This is a genomic window from Nitratireductor sp. J20-h4 (genome assembly GCF_056780505.1).
On the sequence record NZ_CM165557.1, the window covers coordinates 1,732,087 to 1,751,127 of the forward strand.

Sequence of the window (19,041 nt, forward strand, 5' to 3'; positions counted from 1 at the left end):
CTAACAATGGCCGGCAATTTGGAACAGCTCTCCCGGTCTCGATCTTGACCCGATATTCATTTGTATACTAATTAATTTCGCGAGCAAGACACAGGGTCGAACATCCCACGGACGGGCCCGGCACCGTCCGCCACAGCCGGCCGCCGACGCGGCCATTTCAACCGACGCTTGCCAGGAAGGTGCACCGGATGACAAATGTCGCCGCAAACAGCAACGAGATCGCCCGCAAGCCGGACTTTCCCATTCCCGCCGGCGTGCATGCCGAGACCGTGGTTTCGGTGAAACACTATACCGACCGGCTGTTTTCCTTTCGTATCACCCGCCCGCAGAGCTTCCGCTTCCGCTCCGGCGAATTCGTGATGATCGGCCTGCCCAACGCCGAAAAGCCGGTGTTCCGCGCCTATTCGATCGCCAGCCCGGCCTGGGACGAGGAACTGGAGTTTTATTCCATCAAGGTGCCGAACGGGCCGCTGACGTCGGAATTGCAGAAGATCGTGCCCGGCGACACCGTGCTGTTGCGCCAGAAATCGACCGGCACGCTGGTCAACGACGCGCTGAGCCCGGCCAAAAGGCTCTACATGATCGCCACCGGCACCGGCATCGCGCCCTTCGCCAGCCTGATCCGCGATCCCGACACATATGAAAAATTCGACGAGATCGTGCTGACCAATACCTGCCGCGACATTGCCGAGCTCGCTTATGGCGACGAGCTGATCGCCGCGTTGCGCGCCGATCCGCTGATCGGCGAGCTGGTCGCCGGGCGCGTGCGTTATTATCCGACCACCACGCGCGAGGACGGTGAGCGGACCGGCCGCATCACCACGCTGATCGAATCGGGCAAGCTGTTTTCCGATCTCGGCGTCGCGCCGTTCGACCCCGCCAGCGACCGGGTGATGATCTGCGGATCGCTCGACATGATCCGCGACGTCAAGGCGCTGGTCGAAAAATCCGGCCTGGTCGAGGGATCGAACGCCGCGCCGGCCGATTTCGTCGTCGAACGCGCCTTCGTTGGCTAGGTCGCCGAATCCCGGGCGACACGGAACGACATCGTAAAAAAACCGCCTGGCGTCGCCCGACGCTGGCGGTTTTTTGCGACAACCCCTGCCCATGCCTCGTCCACGGGCAGGGGAGCGGACCGCGCCTCCCGAATGTTGCCAGATCGCGTGGGAGATACGCTTTCGGGAATCACGGTCCGCTGCCGCAAGGCTCGCCCATCAAGCCCGCCGCGTGTATGGCGCGATCACGGACCCCGCCGTCACGGCGTGGCCGACCGGGTGCCGCGCGGCCCCGCGCTGAATCACCGATGCCGGCTTCTGGGCGATCCGGGCAGGACCGGGACACGGCGCCACGCCTGCGACAGCGGCGCAAGAGAACCGGGATACCTGGCCAAAGTCTTTGATTTTGAAGAAAATTCTGGCGAGCGCGCAGGGGCTCGAACCCTGGACCTACTGATTAAAAGTTATGGTCCGCTATCGTGCTAACACCCTGAAATGTTTTGATTTTCAATGCCTTCCAGTCGGCAATTGAGGCAACAACGGCAAGAAGGGATGTGTTCGGCAACACAATGTAGAACACACCCTTCCGAGACGAGGGCAAATGACAACACCACCTATGAGCGAGTTCCGCTCGAGCAAGAAATGGCCGGAAGGTGCGATCGAGGATTGGCAGCACGGCGCCAGCTACTCGTGGATCGAGGCCAAGTACGGACGATCGTATTCAACCGTCACGAAGATGATCAAACGGGCGAAGGAGCTCGGCTCCGAACGCCTGGTCGACCTCTCGAAGCGTAAGCGGAGGGGCGGGCGTCTACCGCTTGCGGATGAGAAGCCGATCAGCGCAAACCACCAGCACATCGGTCTCCGACTGAACCGCTTTCGGGAGATCGACAACATGTACAGCTATGAGGAGCTGGGCAAGCTCCTCAACGCGAACCGGCTGAAGGTGAGACGCATGGAGCTCGGCCTGCACGACTTCACTGTCGCCGAGATGCAGCGAATCGCCAAACTGATGCAGACCAATATCGAGGAGCTAATGAAACCCTTCGGATGAAAATCGACACACGCCTGAAGAGCCATTGGGGCGCCCTGCGAGGGCTTCGCGGGGCGCCCAGCCGATCTATCTGGGTGTGTACATGATCTCCGCCGCTTCGATCGCGATAGATAGCACAACGCCGGCCGGTGCGAGCTTGGCCCCGCACCGGGACGATCTCTTGCGACGCGGTGGAGATGCCAAAATCGCAAGGAAATTAGACGATCCGGTAATGGTACGTCATCAGGTCGGTATCATTTACAAACCACTAGATATAGTGGTGAGGCTCGGCAGGTTCTCATCAGCGCAGGACCGGAATACAAACGGTTGCGACGTGCCGTTTGTCTTTCCTTTAACACTACATTTAGTGTTTGCAGCTGCCGCACAAAAACTTTAATAAAATGTTGCTGGCGTAGCTTAACGGATAGAGCCTCCGCTTTCTACGATTCTCGGATGTCCAATCAGAGAATACGGGCGGAGTGATGCAGGTTCAAGTCCTGCCGCCAGTACCAATGTCGCTTTGCCTGATTGATATGGCTGCGCACGGTTGGAACTCGCGTCACAGATATTCAATGCTACGCCCAACTCGCGCCAGGGCAACGATCTGCTCTCTGAACTCAAGCGGGTATGGGTTCCTCGTTCTCAGAATGATGACACGCTCCTCTCACAACTCGGATTGTGTTCATCAAACCGGGGAAACTCCAGTGCAACACCTCACAAAAGGATCGCACTTCGCGTGGCGCTTTGGCGGCGACCTTGAATGTCGATCAGCTAGGACATTGAAACAGAATACTATGATTCTGTTTCAAATTCCCCTTAGCGTGGTGCATTACGCAAGCCGTGCCAAGATGCTACTGAGCTTTCAAACGCGTGGAAAAGGGCAGGTTGGTGAAAACTAGTGACGCGAGCAATCAACCGGACCTTATGAGATTGACGATGCCATGGGGTTTTCCCCCGTCGCAAGCCGAAGAGTTGGTCGCGACTCTCCGTGAGCACATTTTCGTAGGAGACGCCCGCTGGCGCGTACAGAAGTCAGCCGATCCTGGCCGCGAATTGCTCATTCAGCTAATCGGCAATTTGACGACATGGGTGCCGCTCTCGGCGGCAGCAACCGTTTTTCTCACTACCATCGCTAAGCGGGCAGGCGATGCGACTTGGGATGTGCTCGCAAAGGCCTTCAAAACCAAAGAGGCAAAGCCACTTGCCGACGTTGCCACAGCTCTCGGCAAGGCATTAGAAAAAGCTGGCCCGGGAACGGAGCTGATTGTCGGTCTCTCCATCCCGGAACCTAATTGGGGGACCGTGCTGATAATTTCGGAGACTGACCCGGTAGAGATAGCGGCGAAGCTGGCGAGATTCGTCTCGCTCGCCAAAAAGATTTCCACAACTATGGAGGCGGAAGTTGCTGCGGGACGCGCACCACTTGGACGTGCGCTAATCTCAATAGAAGAACATGGAGCGGTGATCCGCTGGATGAGTCAGGGAGATTTTGGGAATCATGAAAGGTTGATTTCCTGAAGCTTGAAACAGAATTCGCAATTCTGTTTCAGATCGCACCGGCAATTTTCCCCCGGTGAGTATGACAACCTTGCTCGACAGATGCGGGAAAAGGGAACGTCTGGTGTGTTTGACATCAGGGTTGCCGAATATGCGCCGATAGGGTGGCCACTCTAGAGAACTGATTTCCAATCAGCAGCTCTCCCGCGATGGGTGCGGTAGCTTCGTCCATTGCGCGTAATGATATATGTGTGTTCGAGAAGAGAGAAAGAAGAAATACATTGGGATTACGTATTTCCTCCTTTTTCTTGAAGTGAAACTGGATATAGGAAATTTATCCCAGCTCATATCGAGCACACTTTTGAACACAGTGCTTGATAACAAGCAAAAGTCATTTTTGAAATATTGTGAGAATTCAATAGGTTAATGGTGAGCGCGCAGGGGCTCGAACCCTGGACCTACTGATTAAAAGTCAGTTGCTCTACCAACTGAGCTACGCGCTCCCGCAGGGCCGTTGCCGCCCCGAAAGTGGGCGGAAAATAGGGAGGCGCCATGCTCCGGTCAACCGCAAAAGCGCGTCCGCGCCGATCTTGTTGGTGAAAGGCGGGACACGGTGCCTGGACCGGGACAATTCGCCCACGAAAGGGTGATTGGCAGGCCCCGTCCCGGGAGGCTATAGCCGGATCGCACGCCCTGGCCGGCACGGGCCGGGCGCGCGGGCACGAGGTGTAAGGGCCGTCATGGCGATCGATGTCGGATATGCGAGCGCGGTCGGGGCAGGGGCTTTGTCCTTCCTGTCACCGTGCGTGCTGCCGCTGGTGCCGCCTTATCTGTGTTACATGGCCGGCGTCTCGGTGGAGGATTTCCGCAACGGCAACGCGGCCACGCAGGTCACCGGCACCAAGCTCGCCCTGCTCGGCGCGGCCGCCGCCTTCGTGCTCGGCTTTTCCACCGTCTTCGTCGCGCTCGGCGCAGGCGCCTCGACCATAGGCGGCCTGTTGCGGGCCTGGCAGCAGGAACTGGCGATCGTCGCCGGCATCCTGATCATCCTGATGGGGCTGAATTTCCTCGGCCTGATCCGCATTCCCTTCCTGTCGCGCGAGGCCCGTTTCCAGGCCAGCGGCGCGCAGGCCGGGCCGGCGACGGCCTATCTGATGGGGCTGGCCTTCGCCTTTGGCTGGACGCCGTGCATCGGCCCCGTGCTCGGCCCGATCCTGACCCTGGCCGGCGGGCGCGGCACGGTCGGCGAGGGCGCGGCGCTTTTGTTTGCCTATTCGCTCGGCCTCGGCATTCCCTTCCTGCTGGCGGCGCTGTTTTCGGGCGCCTTCATGCGCTTCCTTAGTCGGTTCCGCCTGCATCTGGGACGGGTGGAAAAGGTGATGGGCGGGCTGCTGGTGATTGCCGGCGTGCTGTTTCTGACCGGCGGCATCCAGGCCGCCTCCTACTGGCTGCTGGAAACCTTTCCCGCGCTCGGCCAACTGGGATAGGCTCCCGCGCCCGCCGGGGCGATTGGATTGCCAGGCGCGCGATGATAAAGACGGCGCGAACCGACCCCAATCGCGATACGGAATTCCCCATGAGTGAACGCAGCTGCCTGTCGATCATCCTCGCCGCCGGCGAGGGCACGCGCATGAAAAGCGATCTGCCGAAAGTGCTGCACCCGGTCGCCGGCCTGCCGCTGGCCGCCCATGTACTCGGCGCGGCGCGCGCCGCCGGCAGCGGCGCGCTCGCCCTGGTGGTCGGCCATGGCGCCGAAACCGTCTCCGAAACGCTGAAGACCCACGCCGCCGGCTGCCGGACCTTCGTCCAGGCCGAACGGCTGGGCACGGCCCATGCCGTGCTCGCCGCCCGCGACGCGATCGCCGACGGATTCGACGATATTTTGGTGATGTTCGGCGACACGCCGCTGATCGAGGCCGAGGCGCTGGCCGAGGCGCGACAAGGCCTGGCCGACGGCGCCGCCGTGGTGGTGATGGGCTTTCGCACCGACAAGCCGGCCGGTTATGGCCGCCTGGTGGAAAAGGACGGCGAGCTGGTGGCGATTCGCGAGGACCGCGACTGCAGCGCGGCGGAACGGGCGATCACGTTTTGCAATGGCGGGCTGATGGCGATCGACGGCGCCCGGGCGCTCGGCCTGCTCGACGCGGTCGGCAACGACAACGCCAAGGGCGAATATTACCTGACCGACATCGTCGAGATCGCGCGGGCGCAGGGCTTGCGCGTGGTCGCGGCCGAAGTGGCGTTCGAAAACGTGCTCGGCATCAACAACCGCGCCGAATTGGCCGAGGCCGAGGCGATCTGGCAGACCCGCCGGCGCCGGCGCATGCTGCTCGACGGCGTGTCGATGACGGCGCCCGAAACGGTGTTTTTCGCCCACGACACGGTGATCGGCCGCGACACGGCGATCGAGCCGCATGTCGTGTTCGGCCCCGGCGTGCAGATCGGCGACCGGGTGCGCGTGCGCGGCTTTTCCCATATCGAGGGCGCCACGATCGCCGATGGTGCCGAAATCGGCCCGTTCGCGCGGCTGCGGCCGGGCGCGGATCTGGCCGAAGGCGCCAAGGTCGGCAATTTCTGCGAGGTCAAGGCCGCCGAGATCGGGCCGGGCGCCAAGGTCAATCATCTCACCTATATTGGCGACGCCACGATCGGCGCCAAAGCCAATATCGGCGCCGGCACGATTACCTGCAATTATAACGGCTTCACCAAGGACCGCACCGAAATTGGCGCGGGCGCCTTTATCGGCTCGAATTCCTCGCTGGTCGCGCCGGTTTCGATCGGCGCCGGCGCCTATGTCGCCTCCGGCAGCGTGATCGTGGCCGACGTGCCCGACGACGCGCTTGCCTTCGGCCGCGCCCCGCAGACCGTCAAGGAAGGCCGGGCGTCGAAGCTGAAGGCGCGTTACCAGGCCGAAAAAGACCGCCGCGCGGCCGAAAAGGCCGCCAGGAGCCAAGCCGCGACCGGGTAGGCACCCGCGCCGCCGCCGGCTCTACAGCCGCGACAGGAATTTCGCCAGCAGCAGCGAACCCTCGGGCCAGGGCCCGTATCCCGATTCGGCGTTGAGATGCCCGGCCTCGCCGGCATCGACGAACAGCGACCCCCAGGCGGCGGCGATATCCTCGGCGACGTCGAAGGCGCAGAACTCGTCGTTGCGGCTCGCCACCACCACCGAGGGAAACGGCAGCGGCTCGCGCGGATAGGGTCCGAAGGTCATCAGATGTTTCGGCCTGATCTTCGGGTTGGCCACGTCCGGCGGAGCGACGAAAAACGCGCCCGCGACCGGCTTTTCGATCGCCGGCAGAGCGTGGATGGCGGTCGGAATGCCGAGTGAATGCGCCACGAGCAGGATCGGCCGCTCGGCCCGGTTGGCCTCCTCGGCGACGCGGGCGATCCAGTCGTCGCGCACCGGCTTCGACCATTCGCGCTGCTCGACCCGGCGCGCCGTCGACAGTTTCGACTGCCAGCGGCTCTGCCAGTGGCCGGGGCCGGAATTGGTGTAGCCGGGGATGATCAGGATATCGGTGTCTTTGGCCTTCATGGCCGCCCATGTAGCGAGGCGATCCGCGCCGGGCAAGGCCACCCGGCTTCAGGCCGGCAAAGCAAGGCAGGCACCGGCACGCCGATCGTCTCAGTCGCGCCCGAACACACGGGTAAAAATCGTGTCGACATGCTTGGTGTGATAGCCGATGTCGAATTTCTCGCGGATATCGTCTTCCGAAAGCGCGGCGCGCACCTCGGCGTCGGCGAGCAATTCTTCAAGGAAATCCTTTCCTTGCTCCCAGACCTTCATGGCATTGCGCTGCACCAGCCGGTAGGCGTCCTCGCGCGACACCCCGGCCTGGGTCAGCGCCAGCAGCACGCGCTGCGAATGGACCAGCCCGCGGAACCGGTCGAGATTTTTCTGCATCGCCTCGGGATAGACCAGAAGCTTGTCGACGACCCCGGTCAGCCTGGCGAGCGCGAAATCGAGCGTGACGGTGGCGTCGGGCCCGATCATGCGCTCGACCGAGGAATGTGAGATGTCGCGCTCGTGCCACAAGGCGACGTTTTCCATCGCCGGCAGGGCGTAAGCGCGCACCATGCGGGCAAGCCCGGTGAGATTTTCCGTCAGCACCGGATTGCGCTTGTGCGGCATGGCCGACGAGCCCTTCTGGCCGGGCGCGAAATATTCCTCCGCCTCCAGCACCTCGGTGCGCTGCAAATGGCGTATCTCGACGGCGAGCCGCTCGACCGACGAGGCGATCACCCCGAGCACGGAAAAGAACATTGCGTGCCGGTCGCGCGGGATCACCTGGGTCGACACCGTCTCCGGCTCCAGCCCCATCTTGTCGGCGACATGCTCCTCCACGCGCGGGTCGATATTGGCGAACGTGCCGACGGCGCCCGAGATCGCGCAGGTCGCGACCTCCTTGCGGGCGAAGACCAGCCGCTCGCGGCAGCGCGAAAATTCCGCATAGGCCTGGGCGAGCTTGACGCCGAAAGTGGTCGGTTCGGCGTGAATGCCGTGCGAACGGCCGATGGTGATCGTGTCCTTGTGCTCGAAGGCGCGTTTTTTCAGCGCCGCGAGCAGGGCGTCGAGATCGGCCAGGAGCAGGTCGGCGGCGCGCACCAACTGCACGTTGAAACAGGTGTCGAGCACGTCGGACGAGGTCATGCCCTGGTGGACGAAACGCGCCTCCGGCCCGACGATCTCGGCCAGATGGGTCAAAAAGGCGATAACATCGTGTTTGGTCTCGGCCTCGATCTGGTCGATGCGTTCAATGTCGAACGTGGCCTTGCCGCCCTTGTCCCAGATGGTTCTGGCTGCCTCTTTCGGGATCACGCCGAGATCGGCGAGCGCGTCGCAGGCATGCGCCTCGATTTCGAACCAGATGCGGAACTTCGTCGCGGGCGACCAGATTGCGACCATATCGGGCCGCGAATAGCGCGGGATCATGCTTGTATCCTGTGAACGGAAAGAGTGGCTGCGTCGTAACAGAGCCGCCGGCCCGGCTCAACGCGCTTTCGCGGCATGCCACAGGGCAAACAGGCAAAGCGCCGGAATGCCGATCGGCAGGTAAAGCCGCATGCCGAACGCGGCGAACTGGTAAAACGCGCCCGCCACGGTGAAAAAATACTGGATCGACCAGGTGACGGTGAACGGCGTGGCGTGCCATTGCGAGAAATAGGCACGATGGTCGAGCCCGTAAAACGCCGCTGTCAGCCCGAGCGTGCCGGCGCCGATCAGGAAGAGATAGGCGGCAAGCCGCGTGTCGAATTTCTTGCCCCTGCTTATCCAGCCGGCCAGGATCACGGCAATGGGATAGGCAAGAAAGCCCGACAGGCCGAACAAGACCGCGACGGCGCGGATGTGGGCCGGTTCCTGCCAGCCGTCGCGGTAAAGCGTCAAAACGGCGCTGGCCGCCATCAGCAGCGACCAGGCGAGCGCGCCGGCCGCCAGGGTGGCGAGCGTCCGCCTGCCGGTGCTCTGGGCGCGGGACAACGGCGCGGCCGGCTGGTTTGTTCTTTCAGCGTTCACAGCCGGCCGGTCACGGCCAACCAGCGGATGTCGGGCCCTTCGAAGCCGAGGCCGCGCACCGCGATCATCACCGCGAAGGAGGGCGGCCCGCCCTGCGGATAGACCGTCTGCACCGCGCCGAGCCGGTATCCGAACGGGCAGCCGCGGCTTTGCGGGATCGTTTCGTCTTGATGCAGGCGCACGAACGCGCCGCCCGGTTCCAGATCGACGCGCGACAGGCGGTAACCGACGACGGGACCGAAGGCGGCGCATCGTTCCGGAGCGGCCAAGCCGATCTCCTCGAGATGGAAGGCGACCGCCGCGTCGATCGGCGGCAGAACCGGGCGCGGATTGACCACCATCCGGCCCGGGTCTCCCGACAATTCGGTGACCGGGCTGTAGGCGACGAGCCAGCCCTTGTTGCGTGCCAGCTCGGCATCGCCGACGATGGTTTCGGCGGCGGCCTTGACCTGGGCGCGTACGGTATCGAGGCTAACCGTTTCGTCCCTGACAAGCACGCGGAACGGCGAACCGGGCAAAAAACTGTCGTTCTCGACGTCGATGTAATAGCGGTTGGCATAGGGAAAACCCGAGCCGTCCTGGATACCGTATTCCTCGAAGGCGAAGATCGAAGCGTCATCCGAGAAGCCGAGAATCTCGAGCTCGGCCACATCGCCGGCCGAGGCCGCCGGCGCGCCCAGGAAAAAGGCGGCGGCACACAGCATCGCGGCGGCACGGTAGAACATGACGAAATCCTTGTTGCGGGCCGATCCTGGACCGATTCTAGAGCGAGTCTATCACGGGCAGCCGCCGGGCAGGAACGGTGCGGCCCGCCCCGTGCGCCGGCTTTTCGCAACCAGAGCCGTCCAGCCCCAGGCTATTGTTTTGACGCGTTTTTGGACGGCGAACCGGTTTCCATTTCGCCTGCCAACGCCTTAGCCCAGCGTCGCCCAGGCCGGCATCAGGTCGCGCGGACCGGGGCGCGCCGCATAGACGCCGCGCGCGATCGCGCGCGCCAGCGTGGCCGCGCCCGCGGCGTAAAGCTCCATCATCGCCACGCTGTCGGGCGCAGGCCGGGCGCCGGTCGAAAGCGCGAAGACGAGATCGCCGTCGGCCGGCGTGTGGGCGGGCCAGATCGCACGGGCGATTCCGTCATGGGCGGTGACGGCCAAGCGCTTAGCCTCGGCCTTGGTCAGGGCGGCGTCGGTGGCGACCACCGCGATGGTGGTGTTGGCGGCGAGCCCCGGATCGCGGAACTTCAGCCGCACCTCCCCGGCGTCGTCGGGCAGCGGATTGGGCAGGCCGAGGCCGCCGAACTCGGAGCCGGCCTCGAACGGGGCCGCCCAGAAATGGCGCGTACTGCCGACGGTCACCGAGCCGACCGCGTTGACCGCGACCAGGGCGGCGACCGTGGTACCGTCGGCAAGCCGCGTCGAGGCCGAGCCGAGGCCGCCCTTCAGCCCGGCCGTCAGCGCGCCGTAGCCGGCCCCGGCCGTGCCGAGTTCGAAGGCGGTGGCCGCGTTCTGCGCCGCCTGGTAGCCGAGCTCGCGATAGGGCGGGTAGCGCCCCCAGCCCTTGTCGCCGCCATTGACGAGGTCGAACAGGATCGCCGCCGGCACGATCGGTACGCGCTGGTCGTGCACTTGAAGCCCGATATCGTGCTCGCGCAGCCAGGCCTGGACGCCGGATGCCGCGTCGAGACCGAAGGCCGACCCGCCGGAAAGCACAAGGGCGTTGACGGTTTCGACGCTGTTGTGCGGTTCCAGAAGATCGGTCTCGCGGGTGCCGGGCGCGCCGCCCATCACCTGCACCGAGGCCACGGCCGGCGTGTCGCACAGAACCGCGGTGACGCCTGAATTGAGGGCCTCGTCGTGAGCCGCGCCGACACGCAGGCCGTCAATGTCGGTCAAGAGATTGCGTGGACCGGGGGTAAAACTCATTCCAGATCGACCTGTTCGAAATTTTGTCCGTCATAGCGAAACAGCCGGTAGCGCGTGCCGGCCCAGTCGCCGATATCGTTGAAGCGCACTGCGCCGAGCGCGGTCTCGAACCGCGTCGCGGCGAGCACGCCGGTGAGCGGCGCATCGGCGGCGGCGCGTTTTGCCGCCAGCGCGACCTCGACGGCGGCATAGGCCGGCAGGACGTAACCGTCGGGCTCGGTGCCGGCGCCGCGCAGGGCGGCGACGATTGCCGGGTCGGCGATGTCGGCCCAGTCGGGCGGCGCGATCATCAAGGTGCCGGCGACAAGATCGGCCTCGTCGCGCGCGGCGCGCAGGGCCTCGCCGCCGGCGATTTGCACGTCGTAACCGAGTTCGGCCGCCGCCTGGCCGAGAAGGGCGATGTCGGCGCGGTCGCCGCCGGCAAACACATGGGTCGCGCCCGCCTTGCGCAGCCGGCCGGCGAGCGCGATCTGGTTGGGCAGTTGCGGCCGGAACGTATCGATGAACACCGGCTCGAGCCCGGCCAGTTCGGCCGCCACGCGCAGGCTTTCGGCCAGTTCACGCCCGTAAATGGTGCCGTCGTCGATAATGGCGAACAATTCGCTTCGCCACGCCCGGGTCAGCATGCGGGCAACGGCCTGCGCCTCGGCGTCGGCGCGCGGGGCGAGGCGAAACACCGGCCAGCCGGTCTTGTCGCGCCGGTCGGTGAGCGCGTCGACGCGCACGCCGGTGACGATGACGGGAACGCCCGCGGCCGCAAGCGCCGGCATGGCGGCCTCGACCGCCGCGATGCACACAAAGCCGGTGACGATATCCACGCCCTCGGCGACCAAGGCGCGGGCGGCGTCCGCGCCGCCTTCGGCCGAACAGCCCGTGTCCTTGACCACCAGAGCGGCCTTGCCGTCGGACGCGACGGCGGCCGACGCGCCGGCCTCCATCTGCGCTCCGAGCAGGGCGCTTGCCCCCGACAATGGCGCGGCCAGGCCGATGCGCGGCTCGGCCGCGCGGGCCGGCAGCGCGCCCAACATGACGGCAAAGAGAATCGCCAATCGCTTCGTTATGCGCATCGCGTGATGGTTTCCGCTTGCGGGACCGCTCCCGGCGTTTCGTAAAGAAGCCGCTGGACCAGCGCAACTCGTCTTGCGCCCACCCGGCTTGTGGCTTAAGCGCGCGGGCCTATATTGCATGTCAGCAGGGCCAGCGCATCGCTGGCGGAAAGGCCGGGCGGCAGGTGTTGAAGAAAAGCGAAATCGAACCACGCCATTATCGCGACGCGATGGCGCAGTTTGCCGGCGCGGTGCATGTGGTCACCACCGACGGGCCGTTCGGCCGGCGCGGCGTGACGGCGATCGCCGCCTGCTCGGTGACCGACAATCCGCCGACGATCCTGGTCTGCCTCAACCGCGAAAACGAAAACAATGACTGTTTCCTGCGCAACGGCGTCTTCGCTCTCAACACGCTGGCGGCCTCGCACGAAGCCCTGTCGTCGGATTTTTCCGGCCTGACCGGCAAAAGCCAGGACGCGCGCTTCGCCGCAGCCGAGTGGGACCGCATTTCAACCGGCGCGCCGGTGCTGAAAGGCGCGCTGGCGGTGTTCGATTGCGAAATCGTCGATACCAAGGAACTGGGCACCCACCGGGTTTATTTCGGCAGGGTGACAGGCCTCGATATCGGCGATAGCCTTGAGCCGCTTGTTTATCACAACCGCACCTACCGCGTGCTCTGACGGTCGGGCGGCAAACCGCTTCCAGGGTCGATCCCTTATCCGGAGACGCAATGACGCGCCCGAAACCGCCCGCCCTTCCGCAATCGATCGATGAAACGCTCGCCCTTTTGCAAGGCGCCGACTACGTCGCCGACCGCGCGCTGGCGACCGTGCTCTTTCTTGCGCTACGCATGCAGCGGCCGCTGTTTCTGGAAGGCGAGGCCGGCGTCGGCAAGACCGAGATCGCCAAGGTTTTGGCGAGCGCGCTCGACCGACGGCTGATTCGCCTGCAATGCTACGAGGGCCTCGACGTCGCCTCGGCCGTCTACGAGTGGAACTACGCCGCCCAGATGATCGAGATCCGCATGGAGGAGGCCGCCGGCGCGGTCGACCGCGGCACGATGGAAAAGAACGTCTTTTCCGAAAAATACCTGATCCGCCGGCCGATCCTGGACGCGCTCTCCGGCACGGACGGCCGCGCGCCGGTGCTTTTGATCGACGAGCTCGACCGCACCGACGAGGCTTTTGAAGCGTTTTTGCTCGAAATCCTGTCCGATTTCCAGGTCACCGTGCCCGAGCTCGGCACGATCCGCGCCGCCGAACCGCCGATCGTGCTGATCACCACCAACCGCACCCGCGAGATCCACGACGCGCTCAAGCGCCGCTGCCTCTATCACTGGGTCGACTATCCCGACGCCCAGCGCGAGCTGGAGATCGTCCACCGCAAGGTGCCGCAGGCTAATCAGCGCCTGTCGCAGGAAGTGGTCGGCTTCATCCAGAGATTGCGCCAGATGGACCTGTTCAAGGCGCCGGGCGTGGCCGAGACGATCGACTGGGCGAGCGCGCTGACCGAACTCGACAAGGTCGCGCTCGATCCCGAGACCGTGTCGGACACGATCGGCGTGCTTTTGAAATACCAGGACGATATCGCCCGCATCGAGGAAGGCGAGGGGCGCAGGCTGCTCGACGAGGTGCGCAGCGAACTCGCGGCGAGCGATTAGGGCCGGCCGGGGCCATGGATCAGCAGGTTTCCGCTTCCCGCACGCCACCGCCGGACGGGCGCATCGCCGACAATATCGTCTATTTCGCCCGCGCGCTGCGCAAGGCCGGCATGCGCGTCGGCCCGGCCGCGGTCAAGGATGCGATCGAGGCCGTGCTGGCCGGCGGCATCGGCACCCGCGACGATTTCTACTGGACCCTGCATGCCGTGCTGGTGACGCGCCGCGAGGACCACGCGGTGTTCGACGAGGCGTTCCGGCTGTTTTGGAAATCGCGCGAGCTGGTGGAAAAGATGCTGGCGATGTTTTCGCCGCAGGCGGTCGACCAGCGCGAGAAGGAACGGCCGCGCGCGGCCGAATCGCGCGTCGCCGACGCCATGTTCGAGGGGCACGAGAAAAACCGGCCGCGCGAGGAGATCCCCGAGATCGAGGTCGACGCGCGGCTGACCACCTCGACCAGCGAGATCCTGCGCGCGAAGGATTTTTCCCAGATGACGGCGGCCGAACTGACCGAGGCGAAGCGGGCGATCGCGGCGTTGCGGCTGCCTTTCGACCAGGTGCGCACCCGCCGCTGGCGCCCGGACCCGCGCGGCGCGCGCACCGATCCGCGCGCCATGCTGCGGGCCGGCTTGCGCACCGGCGGCGAACTGATCCTGCCGAAATTCCGCTCTGTGCGCGAAGTCCATCCGCCGCTGGTGGCGATCGCCGATATTTCCGGCTCGATGAGCCAGTATACCCGCATCTTCCTGCATTTCCTGCATGCGCTGAGCGAGCAGCGCCAGCGCGTGCACTCCTTCGTGTTCGGCACCAGGCTGACAAATCTGACCCGGCAGATGCGCCATCGCGATCCCGACGCGGCGCTGGCCGACTGCGCAGCGGCGGTCAAGGACTGGTCGGGCGGCACGCGCATCGGCCATACGCTTTACGAGTTCAACCGGCTGTGGTCGCGCCGCGTGCTGGGTCAGGGCGCGATCGTGCTGTTGATCACCGACGGGCTCGAGCGCGACGACATCGACCTGCTCGGGCACGAGATGGAACGGCTGCACAAATCGTGCCGGCGGCTGATCTGGCTCAATCCTTTGTTGCGTTTCGACGGGTTCGAGGCGCGCGCCCGCGGCGTGCGCGCCATGCTGCCGCATGTCGACGAGTTCCGCGCCGTGCATACGCTGGAGGCGCTGGACGATCTGTGCGCGGCGTTGTCGACACGGCGCGGCGCGCGTGCGGCCAATCCGCGCCGTTTTCTGGACGCGGTTTCCCTTGGCAAGCGTGCGGCGTAAACCTAGTGTCGGGCAAAGGAGTGCAGTCATGGAGAACCTCTCGGCCCTCGACGACCGTCGCGATCCGCTGCTGATCGCCGAACGCTGGATAAAGGACGGGCGCGCGCTCGCGCTCGCGACCGTGGTGGAAACCTGGGGCTCGGCGCCGCGCCCGGTGGGCAGCCATCTGGTCATCGACACCGAGGGCAATTTCGAGGGCTCCGTCTCCGGCGGCTGCGTGGAAGGCGCGGTGGTGGCCGAGGCCGCCGACGTGATCGAGACCGGCGCGCCGCGCCTGCTCGAATTCGGCGTCGCCGACGAGACGGCCTGGGAGGTGGGACTGTCCTGCGGCGGGCGCATCAAAGTCTATGTCGAACCTCTCGGTTGAGCGGAGGACGCCATGCGTGCTGAAGCCCTGAGAGCGCTGAATGCCGAACGGCGCGCGCGCCGCGCGGCGATCCTCGTCACCGACCTTGCGCACGGACAGGACTGGCTGGTGCGCGAGGGCGATGTGCTGTCCGGACCACTCGGCGAGGCACTGCAGCGCGCGTTCCGCTCCGGCAAGTCCGGCACAGTCGAGACCGAGGGCGGGTCGTTCTTCCTCAACGTCCATCTGCCGCCGCCGCGCATCGTGGCGATCGGCGCGGTCCATATCAGCCAGGCGCTGGCGCCGATGGCCCGGATCGCCGGTTTCGACATCGAGATCATCGACCCGCGCACCGCCTTTGCCACGCCGGAACGCTTTCCCGAGACCCGGCTTGCAGCCGAATGGCCCGAGGACGTCTTCAAACGGCGGCCGCTCGATGCCTATACCGCGCTCGCCGCACTCACCCACGATCCCAAGATCGACGATTTTCCGCTCAGGGCGGCGCTGGAGACGGGCTGTTTTTATGTCGGCGCGCTCGGCAGCCGCAAGACCCACGCCAAGCGCCTGGCCCGGCTCGCCGAAGCCGGCGTGACGGATGAGGCGAGCGGACGCATCCAGGCGCCGATCGGCCTCGATATCGGCGCGGCAAGCCCGGCCGAGATCGCCGTGGCGGTCCTGGCCCAGATCGTCGCCGCGCTGCGTTCGCGCGGACTGGCGGCGGCCACCGAGAGCCGCGCGGCATGAAGTTCGGTCCCGTACCGGTTCGTGATGCGCTCGGCGCGATTCTCGCTCACGCCACCCAGGCCGGGACGCGCCGGATCAAGAAGGGCACCCGCCTTGGCGAAGTCGAGATCGCGGCCTTGCGGGAGGCCGGCATCGCGGAGGTCGCCGCGGCCGTGCTCGACCCCGGCGACATGGACGAAAACGAGGCCGCCCGCCGGATCGCCGCAGCGCTGAAAAGCCGCGCCGTCGAGATCCGCGACGCGGCGACCGGACGTGTCAATTTGCATGCCGGGCCGGCAGGCGTGTTTTGCGTCGACCGGGCGCTGGTCGACGCGATCAACGCCGTCGACCCTGCGATCACCATCGCGACGCTGAACGACCATGTGCGCGTCGAGCCGGGCCGGATGGTCGCCACGGTCAAGATCATACCCTTCGCGGTCGCCGGCCGGCTGGTCGACGCGGTCGAGGCGATCGCCGCCCGCGGCGAGATCTTTTGCGTGCATCCGTTCACCGCCCGACGCGTTGCTTTGATCCAGACCAGCCTGCCGGGCACCAAGCCGGGCGTGCTCGACAAGACGGTCAAGACGATGCGCGCCCGGCTGGAGCCCTCGGGCAGCGCGATCGCCTTCGAGCGCCGCACCCCGCACGACGCGGCGAGCCTGGCGCGAGCGCTGGCCGACGCCACCGCCGGCAGCGACATCGTGATCGCCTTCGGTGCGTCGGCCGTCAGCGACGGCGACGACGTGATTCCGGCCGCGATCCGCGCCGCCGGCGGCACGGTCGAGCGCTTCGGCATGCCGGTCGATCCCGGCAATCTGCTGGTCAAGGGGCGCATCGGCGCGGTGCCGGTGCTCGGCGCGCCGGGCTGCGCGCGCAGCCCGAAGGAAAACGGCTTCGACTGGGTGCTCGACCGCATGCTGGCCGGTCTGGACGTCGATGCCGGCACGATCGCCGGCATGGGAGTCGGCGGGCTGTTGATGGAGATCGCCACCCGGCCGCAGCCGCGCGAGGCGCGCGCGCCTGCCGACGCGCCGGCCGCGCCGCCGAACGTGCACGCCGTGCTGCTGGCGGCCGGACGCTCGAGCCGCATGGGCGGGCCCAACAAGCTTTTAGCCTCGTTCGACGACACACCGCTGGTGCGGCGCAGCGCCGAGCGCGCGCTGGCGAGTCGCGCGGACGGCCTGACCGTGATCCTCGGCCATCAGGCCGAGCGCGTGGCCGCGGCGCTCGCCGGGCTCGCCGTCGAGACGCGCCAGAACCCCGATTTCGCCCAGGGCCTGTCGACTTCGCTGAAGGCCGGCCTGCACGCCGTGCCGGAGACGGCCGACGGCGCGCTGGTGCTGCTTGCCGACATGCCCGCGATCGGCACGGCGGCGCTCGACGCGCTGATCGACGCCTTCGAGCGGTCCGGCGGGCGCGCCGTGGTGCGCGCCACCCATAACGGCAAGCGCGGCAACCCCGTCATCCTGCCGCGCGCGGTGTTTGTTGCCGTCGACGGACTTGCCGGCGACACCGGCGCCCGCCATCTGGTCGAAAGCGGGCTTGCCGAGGTGATCGACGTCGAAATCGGCGCGGCGGCGAGCATCGATGTCGACACGCAGGACGCGCTCGCCCGGGCCGGCGGCGTGCTCGAGGAATAGCAGCGCGGCAACGCCCCATGCCGGGCTTGCCAAGCCCGGCGGCGGACGGCACAGTCGCGGCGATGACCACGCCCCTTCGCCGTTTTCTGCTTGTCGCCGCCCTGTCGCTTGCCGCCGGCGGCGCCAACGCTTTCGAACTCGCCCCCCACAAGGACCGTCTGTTTGCCTATCCGGCAACGCTCGCCTCGGCCGACGGCGGTCGATACCGCGTCGTCGACTATCGCGAGATGCGCGACATCAACGGCCGCGACGCCGTGCCCGAACGGCGGGTACGCGACGACTACGTGTCGCTGCGCGTGCGGGCATCGCAGCAGCAATACGCGCTCGGCGATCTGCGCCACTACGCGGTCGGCCGGCGCGAGGGCGCCAAGATCATCACCATCTATCTGCACGGCCAGGGCGGCAGCCGCAGGCAGGGGGTCGACGACTTCACCTTCGGCGGCAATTTCAACCGCATCAAGAACCTGATGACGCGCAATGACGGGCTTTATCTGTCGCCCGACTTTCCCGATTTCGGCGCCGGCGGCCAAAACGCCATTGCCGCGCTGATCGCGCATTACGCCACGCGCTCGCCGGCCGCGCCGGTCTTCGTCGCCTGCGGCTCGATGGGCGGGGCGCTGTGTTACGCGCTGGCAGAGGACGCGCGTGTCGCGTCGCGGCTGGGCGGGCTGCTTCTGCTCGGTTCGCACTGGGATACGGGTTTCCTGAAAAGTCCCGCCTTCAAGCGAAAGGTTCCCGTCTTCATCGGCCAGGGCAGCCGCGACACGGTGTTTCCGGTGGAAAAGCAGGAGGCGTTTTTTCGCGCGATCCTGCAGGCCGCGCCGGACTATCCCGTCCGTTTCGTGCGTTTCGAGACCGGCACGCACGGAACGCCGATCCGCATGACCGACTGGCGCGAGACGCTCAACTGGATGCTGGCGCAGCGCTGACACGACCCGCTTGATTTTTTGGAGATCGCCCATGGCCGGCTTCGTCGATCCGACCCGCGAGACATTCGGCACTTTCCGGAAAATGGCGGAGGAGGGGCCCGTCCACATGCTCAATCTGGTGCGGCTGCGCGCGCAGGCGGCCTATCCGGACGGGCGCCAGGCGACCGGCGCGCAGGCCTATGCCGCCTATGGGCGCGAGAGCGGCCCGGTCCTGCGCCGGGTCGGCGGCAGGGTGGTGTGGGCCGGCGATTTCCGGCTGATGCTGATCGGCCCCGAAAACGAGCACTGGGACCGGTGCTTCATCGCCGAATATCCCTCCGCCGCCGCCTTCGTGGAGATGGTCAAGGATCCCGACTACCAGAAGGCGGTGGCGCATCGCCAGGCGGCGGTCGCCGATTCGCGCCTAATCCGCCTGGCGCCGAAAGCGACCGGCAGCGGCTTCGACGGCTGAATTTCTGGCC

General features: G+C 65.9%; 19 protein-coding genes and 2 tRNA genes. 14 read left to right on the forward strand and 7 right to left on the reverse strand.

Features of this window, described 5'->3' with window-relative positions; all coding sequences use genetic code 11:
• The first annotated feature begins 188 nt into the window (after positions 1 to 188).
• From ACT2B0_RS08440 to ACT2B0_RS08455, 4 genes are all read left to right on the forward strand, one after another.
• Entirely contained in the window at positions 189 to 1,016 is an 828-nt protein-coding gene (locus tag ACT2B0_RS08440; protein WP_473463511.1) for a ferredoxin--NADP reductase, read from the forward strand.
• Between the two features lie 595 nt (positions 1,017 to 1,611).
• Positions 1,612 to 2,049 carry a helix-turn-helix domain-containing protein gene (locus ACT2B0_RS08445; RefSeq protein WP_473463513.1) on the forward strand — a complete coding sequence of 146 codons (438 nt, stop codon included), beginning with the start codon at positions 1,612 to 1,614 and terminating at the stop codon, positions 2,047 to 2,049.
• Between the two features lie 385 nt (positions 2,050 to 2,434).
• Positions 2,435 to 2,540: transfer RNA gene (locus ACT2B0_RS08450), tRNA-Arg, on the forward strand.
• 412 nt (positions 2,541 to 2,952) lie between these two features.
• Entirely contained in the window at positions 2,953 to 3,546 is a 594-nt protein-coding gene (locus ACT2B0_RS08455) for a hypothetical protein (protein ID WP_473463517.1), read from the forward strand.
• Between the two features lie 406 nt (positions 3,547 to 3,952).
• Here ACT2B0_RS08455 and ACT2B0_RS08460 read toward each other — a convergent pair.
• A tRNA-Lys gene (locus tag ACT2B0_RS08460) sits at positions 3,953 to 4,028 on the reverse strand.
• A gap of 237 nt (positions 4,029 to 4,265) precedes the next feature.
• Here ACT2B0_RS08460 and ACT2B0_RS08465 point away from each other — a divergent pair.
• The gene (locus ACT2B0_RS08465) at positions 4,266 to 5,012 is read left to right on the forward strand and encodes a cytochrome c biogenesis CcdA family protein (protein ID WP_473463519.1); all 747 of its coding nucleotides are present in this window, start codon (positions 4,266 to 4,268) and stop codon (positions 5,010 to 5,012) included.
• Positions 5,013 to 5,101: 89 nt separating this feature from the next.
• Positions 5,102 to 6,493 carry a bifunctional UDP-N-acetylglucosamine diphosphorylase/glucosamine-1-phosphate N-acetyltransferase GlmU gene (glmU, locus tag ACT2B0_RS08470; RefSeq protein WP_473463521.1) on the forward strand — a complete coding sequence of 464 codons (1,392 nt, stop codon included), beginning with the start codon at positions 5,102 to 5,104 and terminating at the stop codon, positions 6,491 to 6,493.
• A 21-nt stretch (positions 6,494 to 6,514) separates the two neighbouring features.
• Here the strand turns inward: glmU and ACT2B0_RS08475 are convergent, their stop codons facing one another.
• The 6 genes from ACT2B0_RS08475 to ACT2B0_RS08500 all read right to left on the reverse strand — a co-directional run bounded on the left by ACT2B0_RS08475 (position 6,515) and on the right by ACT2B0_RS08500 (position 12,029).
• Positions 6,515 to 7,063 carry an RBBP9/YdeN family alpha/beta hydrolase gene (locus ACT2B0_RS08475; protein ID WP_473463523.1) on the reverse strand — a complete coding sequence of 183 codons (549 nt, stop codon included), beginning with the start codon at positions 7,061 to 7,063 and terminating at the stop codon, positions 6,515 to 6,517.
• Positions 7,064 to 7,153: 90 nt separating this feature from the next.
• Positions 7,154 to 8,461 (reverse strand): adenylosuccinate lyase, encoded by a 1,308-nt coding sequence (purB, locus tag ACT2B0_RS08480; protein WP_473463525.1) that lies wholly within the window; start codon positions 8,459 to 8,461, stop codon positions 7,154 to 7,156.
• A 57-nt stretch (positions 8,462 to 8,518) separates the two neighbouring features.
• Positions 8,519 to 9,007, reverse strand: a complete 489-nt coding sequence (locus ACT2B0_RS08485) for a hypothetical protein (protein ID WP_473463528.1) — start codon at positions 9,005 to 9,007, stop codon at positions 8,519 to 8,521.
• Positions 9,008 to 9,039: 32 nt separating this feature from the next.
• Positions 9,040 to 9,768 carry a DUF2259 domain-containing protein gene (locus tag ACT2B0_RS08490; RefSeq protein ID WP_473463531.1) on the reverse strand — a complete coding sequence of 243 codons (729 nt, stop codon included), beginning with the start codon at positions 9,766 to 9,768 and terminating at the stop codon, positions 9,040 to 9,042.
• 189 nt (positions 9,769 to 9,957) lie between these two features.
• The gene (locus ACT2B0_RS08495; RefSeq protein ID WP_473463533.1) at positions 9,958 to 10,962 is read right to left on the reverse strand and encodes a P1 family peptidase; all 1,005 of its coding nucleotides are present in this window, start codon (positions 10,960 to 10,962) and stop codon (positions 9,958 to 9,960) included.
• Positions 10,959 to 12,029: a branched-chain amino acid ABC transporter substrate-binding protein gene (locus tag ACT2B0_RS08500; protein ID WP_473463535.1), complete on the reverse strand. Its 1,071-nt coding sequence runs from the start codon at positions 12,027 to 12,029 to the stop codon at positions 10,959 to 10,961. The genes ACT2B0_RS08495 and ACT2B0_RS08500 overlap by 4 nt, the downstream gene beginning before the upstream one ends.
• Positions 12,030 to 12,193: 164 nt before the next feature.
• On the opposite strand from ACT2B0_RS08500, the gene ACT2B0_RS08505 reads away from it, so the two are divergent.
• From ACT2B0_RS08505 to ACT2B0_RS08540, 8 genes are all read left to right on the forward strand, one after another.
• On the forward strand, positions 12,194 to 12,688 hold the full coding sequence (locus ACT2B0_RS08505; protein WP_473463537.1) for a flavin reductase: 495 nt from the start codon (positions 12,194 to 12,196) through the stop codon (positions 12,686 to 12,688).
• Positions 12,689 to 12,738: 50 nt separating this feature from the next.
• Positions 12,739 to 13,668, forward strand: coding sequence for an AAA family ATPase (locus ACT2B0_RS08510; RefSeq protein ID WP_473463540.1), 930 nt, complete (start codon positions 12,739 to 12,741; stop codon positions 13,666 to 13,668).
• Between the two features lie 14 nt (positions 13,669 to 13,682).
• Complete coding sequence (locus ACT2B0_RS08515) at positions 13,683 to 14,942, forward strand: vWA domain-containing protein (RefSeq protein WP_473463543.1); 1,260 nt, start codon at positions 13,683 to 13,685, stop codon at positions 14,940 to 14,942.
• Between the two features lie 28 nt (positions 14,943 to 14,970).
• A complete protein-coding gene (locus ACT2B0_RS08520) occupies positions 14,971 to 15,309 on the forward strand; it encodes an XdhC family protein (protein WP_106569434.1) in 339 nt (112 codons plus the stop codon).
• 12 nt (positions 15,310 to 15,321) lie between these two features.
• Positions 15,322 to 16,032: an XdhC family protein gene (locus ACT2B0_RS08525; RefSeq protein WP_473463545.1), complete on the forward strand. Its 711-nt coding sequence runs from the start codon at positions 15,322 to 15,324 to the stop codon at positions 16,030 to 16,032.
• The gene (locus tag ACT2B0_RS08530) at positions 16,029 to 17,651 is read left to right on the forward strand and encodes an NTP transferase domain-containing protein (RefSeq protein WP_473463548.1); all 1,623 of its coding nucleotides are present in this window, start codon (positions 16,029 to 16,031) and stop codon (positions 17,649 to 17,651) included. The genes ACT2B0_RS08525 and ACT2B0_RS08530 overlap by 4 nt, the downstream gene beginning before the upstream one ends.
• Positions 17,652 to 17,713: 62 nt before the next feature.
• Positions 17,714 to 18,580 carry an alpha/beta fold hydrolase gene (locus ACT2B0_RS08535; RefSeq protein ID WP_473463550.1) on the forward strand — a complete coding sequence of 289 codons (867 nt, stop codon included), beginning with the start codon at positions 17,714 to 17,716 and terminating at the stop codon, positions 18,578 to 18,580.
• A 31-nt stretch (positions 18,581 to 18,611) separates the two neighbouring features.
• Positions 18,612 to 19,031 (forward strand): DUF1330 domain-containing protein, encoded by a 420-nt coding sequence (locus ACT2B0_RS08540; protein WP_473463553.1) that lies wholly within the window; start codon positions 18,612 to 18,614, stop codon positions 19,029 to 19,031.
• Positions 19,032 to 19,041 lie beyond the last annotated feature (10 nt).

Coding starts and splice junctions, on each gene's coding strand:
- ACT2B0_RS08440 (WP_473463511.1), top strand. CDS start 189: ATGACAAATGTCGCCGCAAACAGCAACGAGATCGCCCGCAAGCCGGAC.
- ACT2B0_RS08445 (WP_473463513.1), top strand. CDS start 1,612: ATGAGCGAGTTCCGCTCGAGCAAGAAATGGCCGGAAGGTGCGATCGAG.
- ACT2B0_RS08455 (WP_473463517.1), top strand. CDS start 2,953: ATGAGATTGACGATGCCATGGGGTTTTCCCCCGTCGCAAGCCGAAGAG.
- ACT2B0_RS08465 (WP_473463519.1), top strand. CDS start 4,266: ATGGCGATCGATGTCGGATATGCGAGCGCGGTCGGGGCAGGGGCTTTG.
- glmU (WP_473463521.1), top strand. CDS start 5,102: ATGAGTGAACGCAGCTGCCTGTCGATCATCCTCGCCGCCGGCGAGGGC.
- ACT2B0_RS08475 (WP_473463523.1), bottom strand. CDS start 7,063: ATGAAGGCCAAAGACACCGATATCCTGATCATCCCCGGCTACACCAAT.
- purB (WP_473463525.1), bottom strand. CDS start 8,461: ATGATCCCGCGCTATTCGCGGCCCGATATGGTCGCAATCTGGTCGCCC.
- ACT2B0_RS08490 (WP_473463531.1), bottom strand. CDS start 9,768: ATGTTCTACCGTGCCGCCGCGATGCTGTGTGCCGCCGCCTTTTTCCTG.
- ACT2B0_RS08495 (WP_473463533.1), bottom strand. CDS start 10,962: ATGAGTTTTACCCCCGGTCCACGCAATCTCTTGACCGACATTGACGGC.
- ACT2B0_RS08500 (WP_473463535.1), bottom strand. CDS start 12,029: ATGCGCATAACGAAGCGATTGGCGATTCTCTTTGCCGTCATGTTGGGC.
- ACT2B0_RS08510 (WP_473463540.1), top strand. CDS start 12,739: ATGACGCGCCCGAAACCGCCCGCCCTTCCGCAATCGATCGATGAAACG.
- ACT2B0_RS08515 (WP_473463543.1), top strand. CDS start 13,683: ATGGATCAGCAGGTTTCCGCTTCCCGCACGCCACCGCCGGACGGGCGC.
- ACT2B0_RS08520 (WP_106569434.1), top strand. CDS start 14,971: ATGGAGAACCTCTCGGCCCTCGACGACCGTCGCGATCCGCTGCTGATC.
- ACT2B0_RS08525 (WP_473463545.1), top strand. CDS start 15,322: ATGCGTGCTGAAGCCCTGAGAGCGCTGAATGCCGAACGGCGCGCGCGC.
- ACT2B0_RS08530 (WP_473463548.1), top strand. CDS start 16,029: ATGAAGTTCGGTCCCGTACCGGTTCGTGATGCGCTCGGCGCGATTCTC.
- ACT2B0_RS08535 (WP_473463550.1), top strand. CDS start 17,714: ATGACCACGCCCCTTCGCCGTTTTCTGCTTGTCGCCGCCCTGTCGCTT.
- ACT2B0_RS08540 (WP_473463553.1), top strand. CDS start 18,612: ATGGCCGGCTTCGTCGATCCGACCCGCGAGACATTCGGCACTTTCCGG.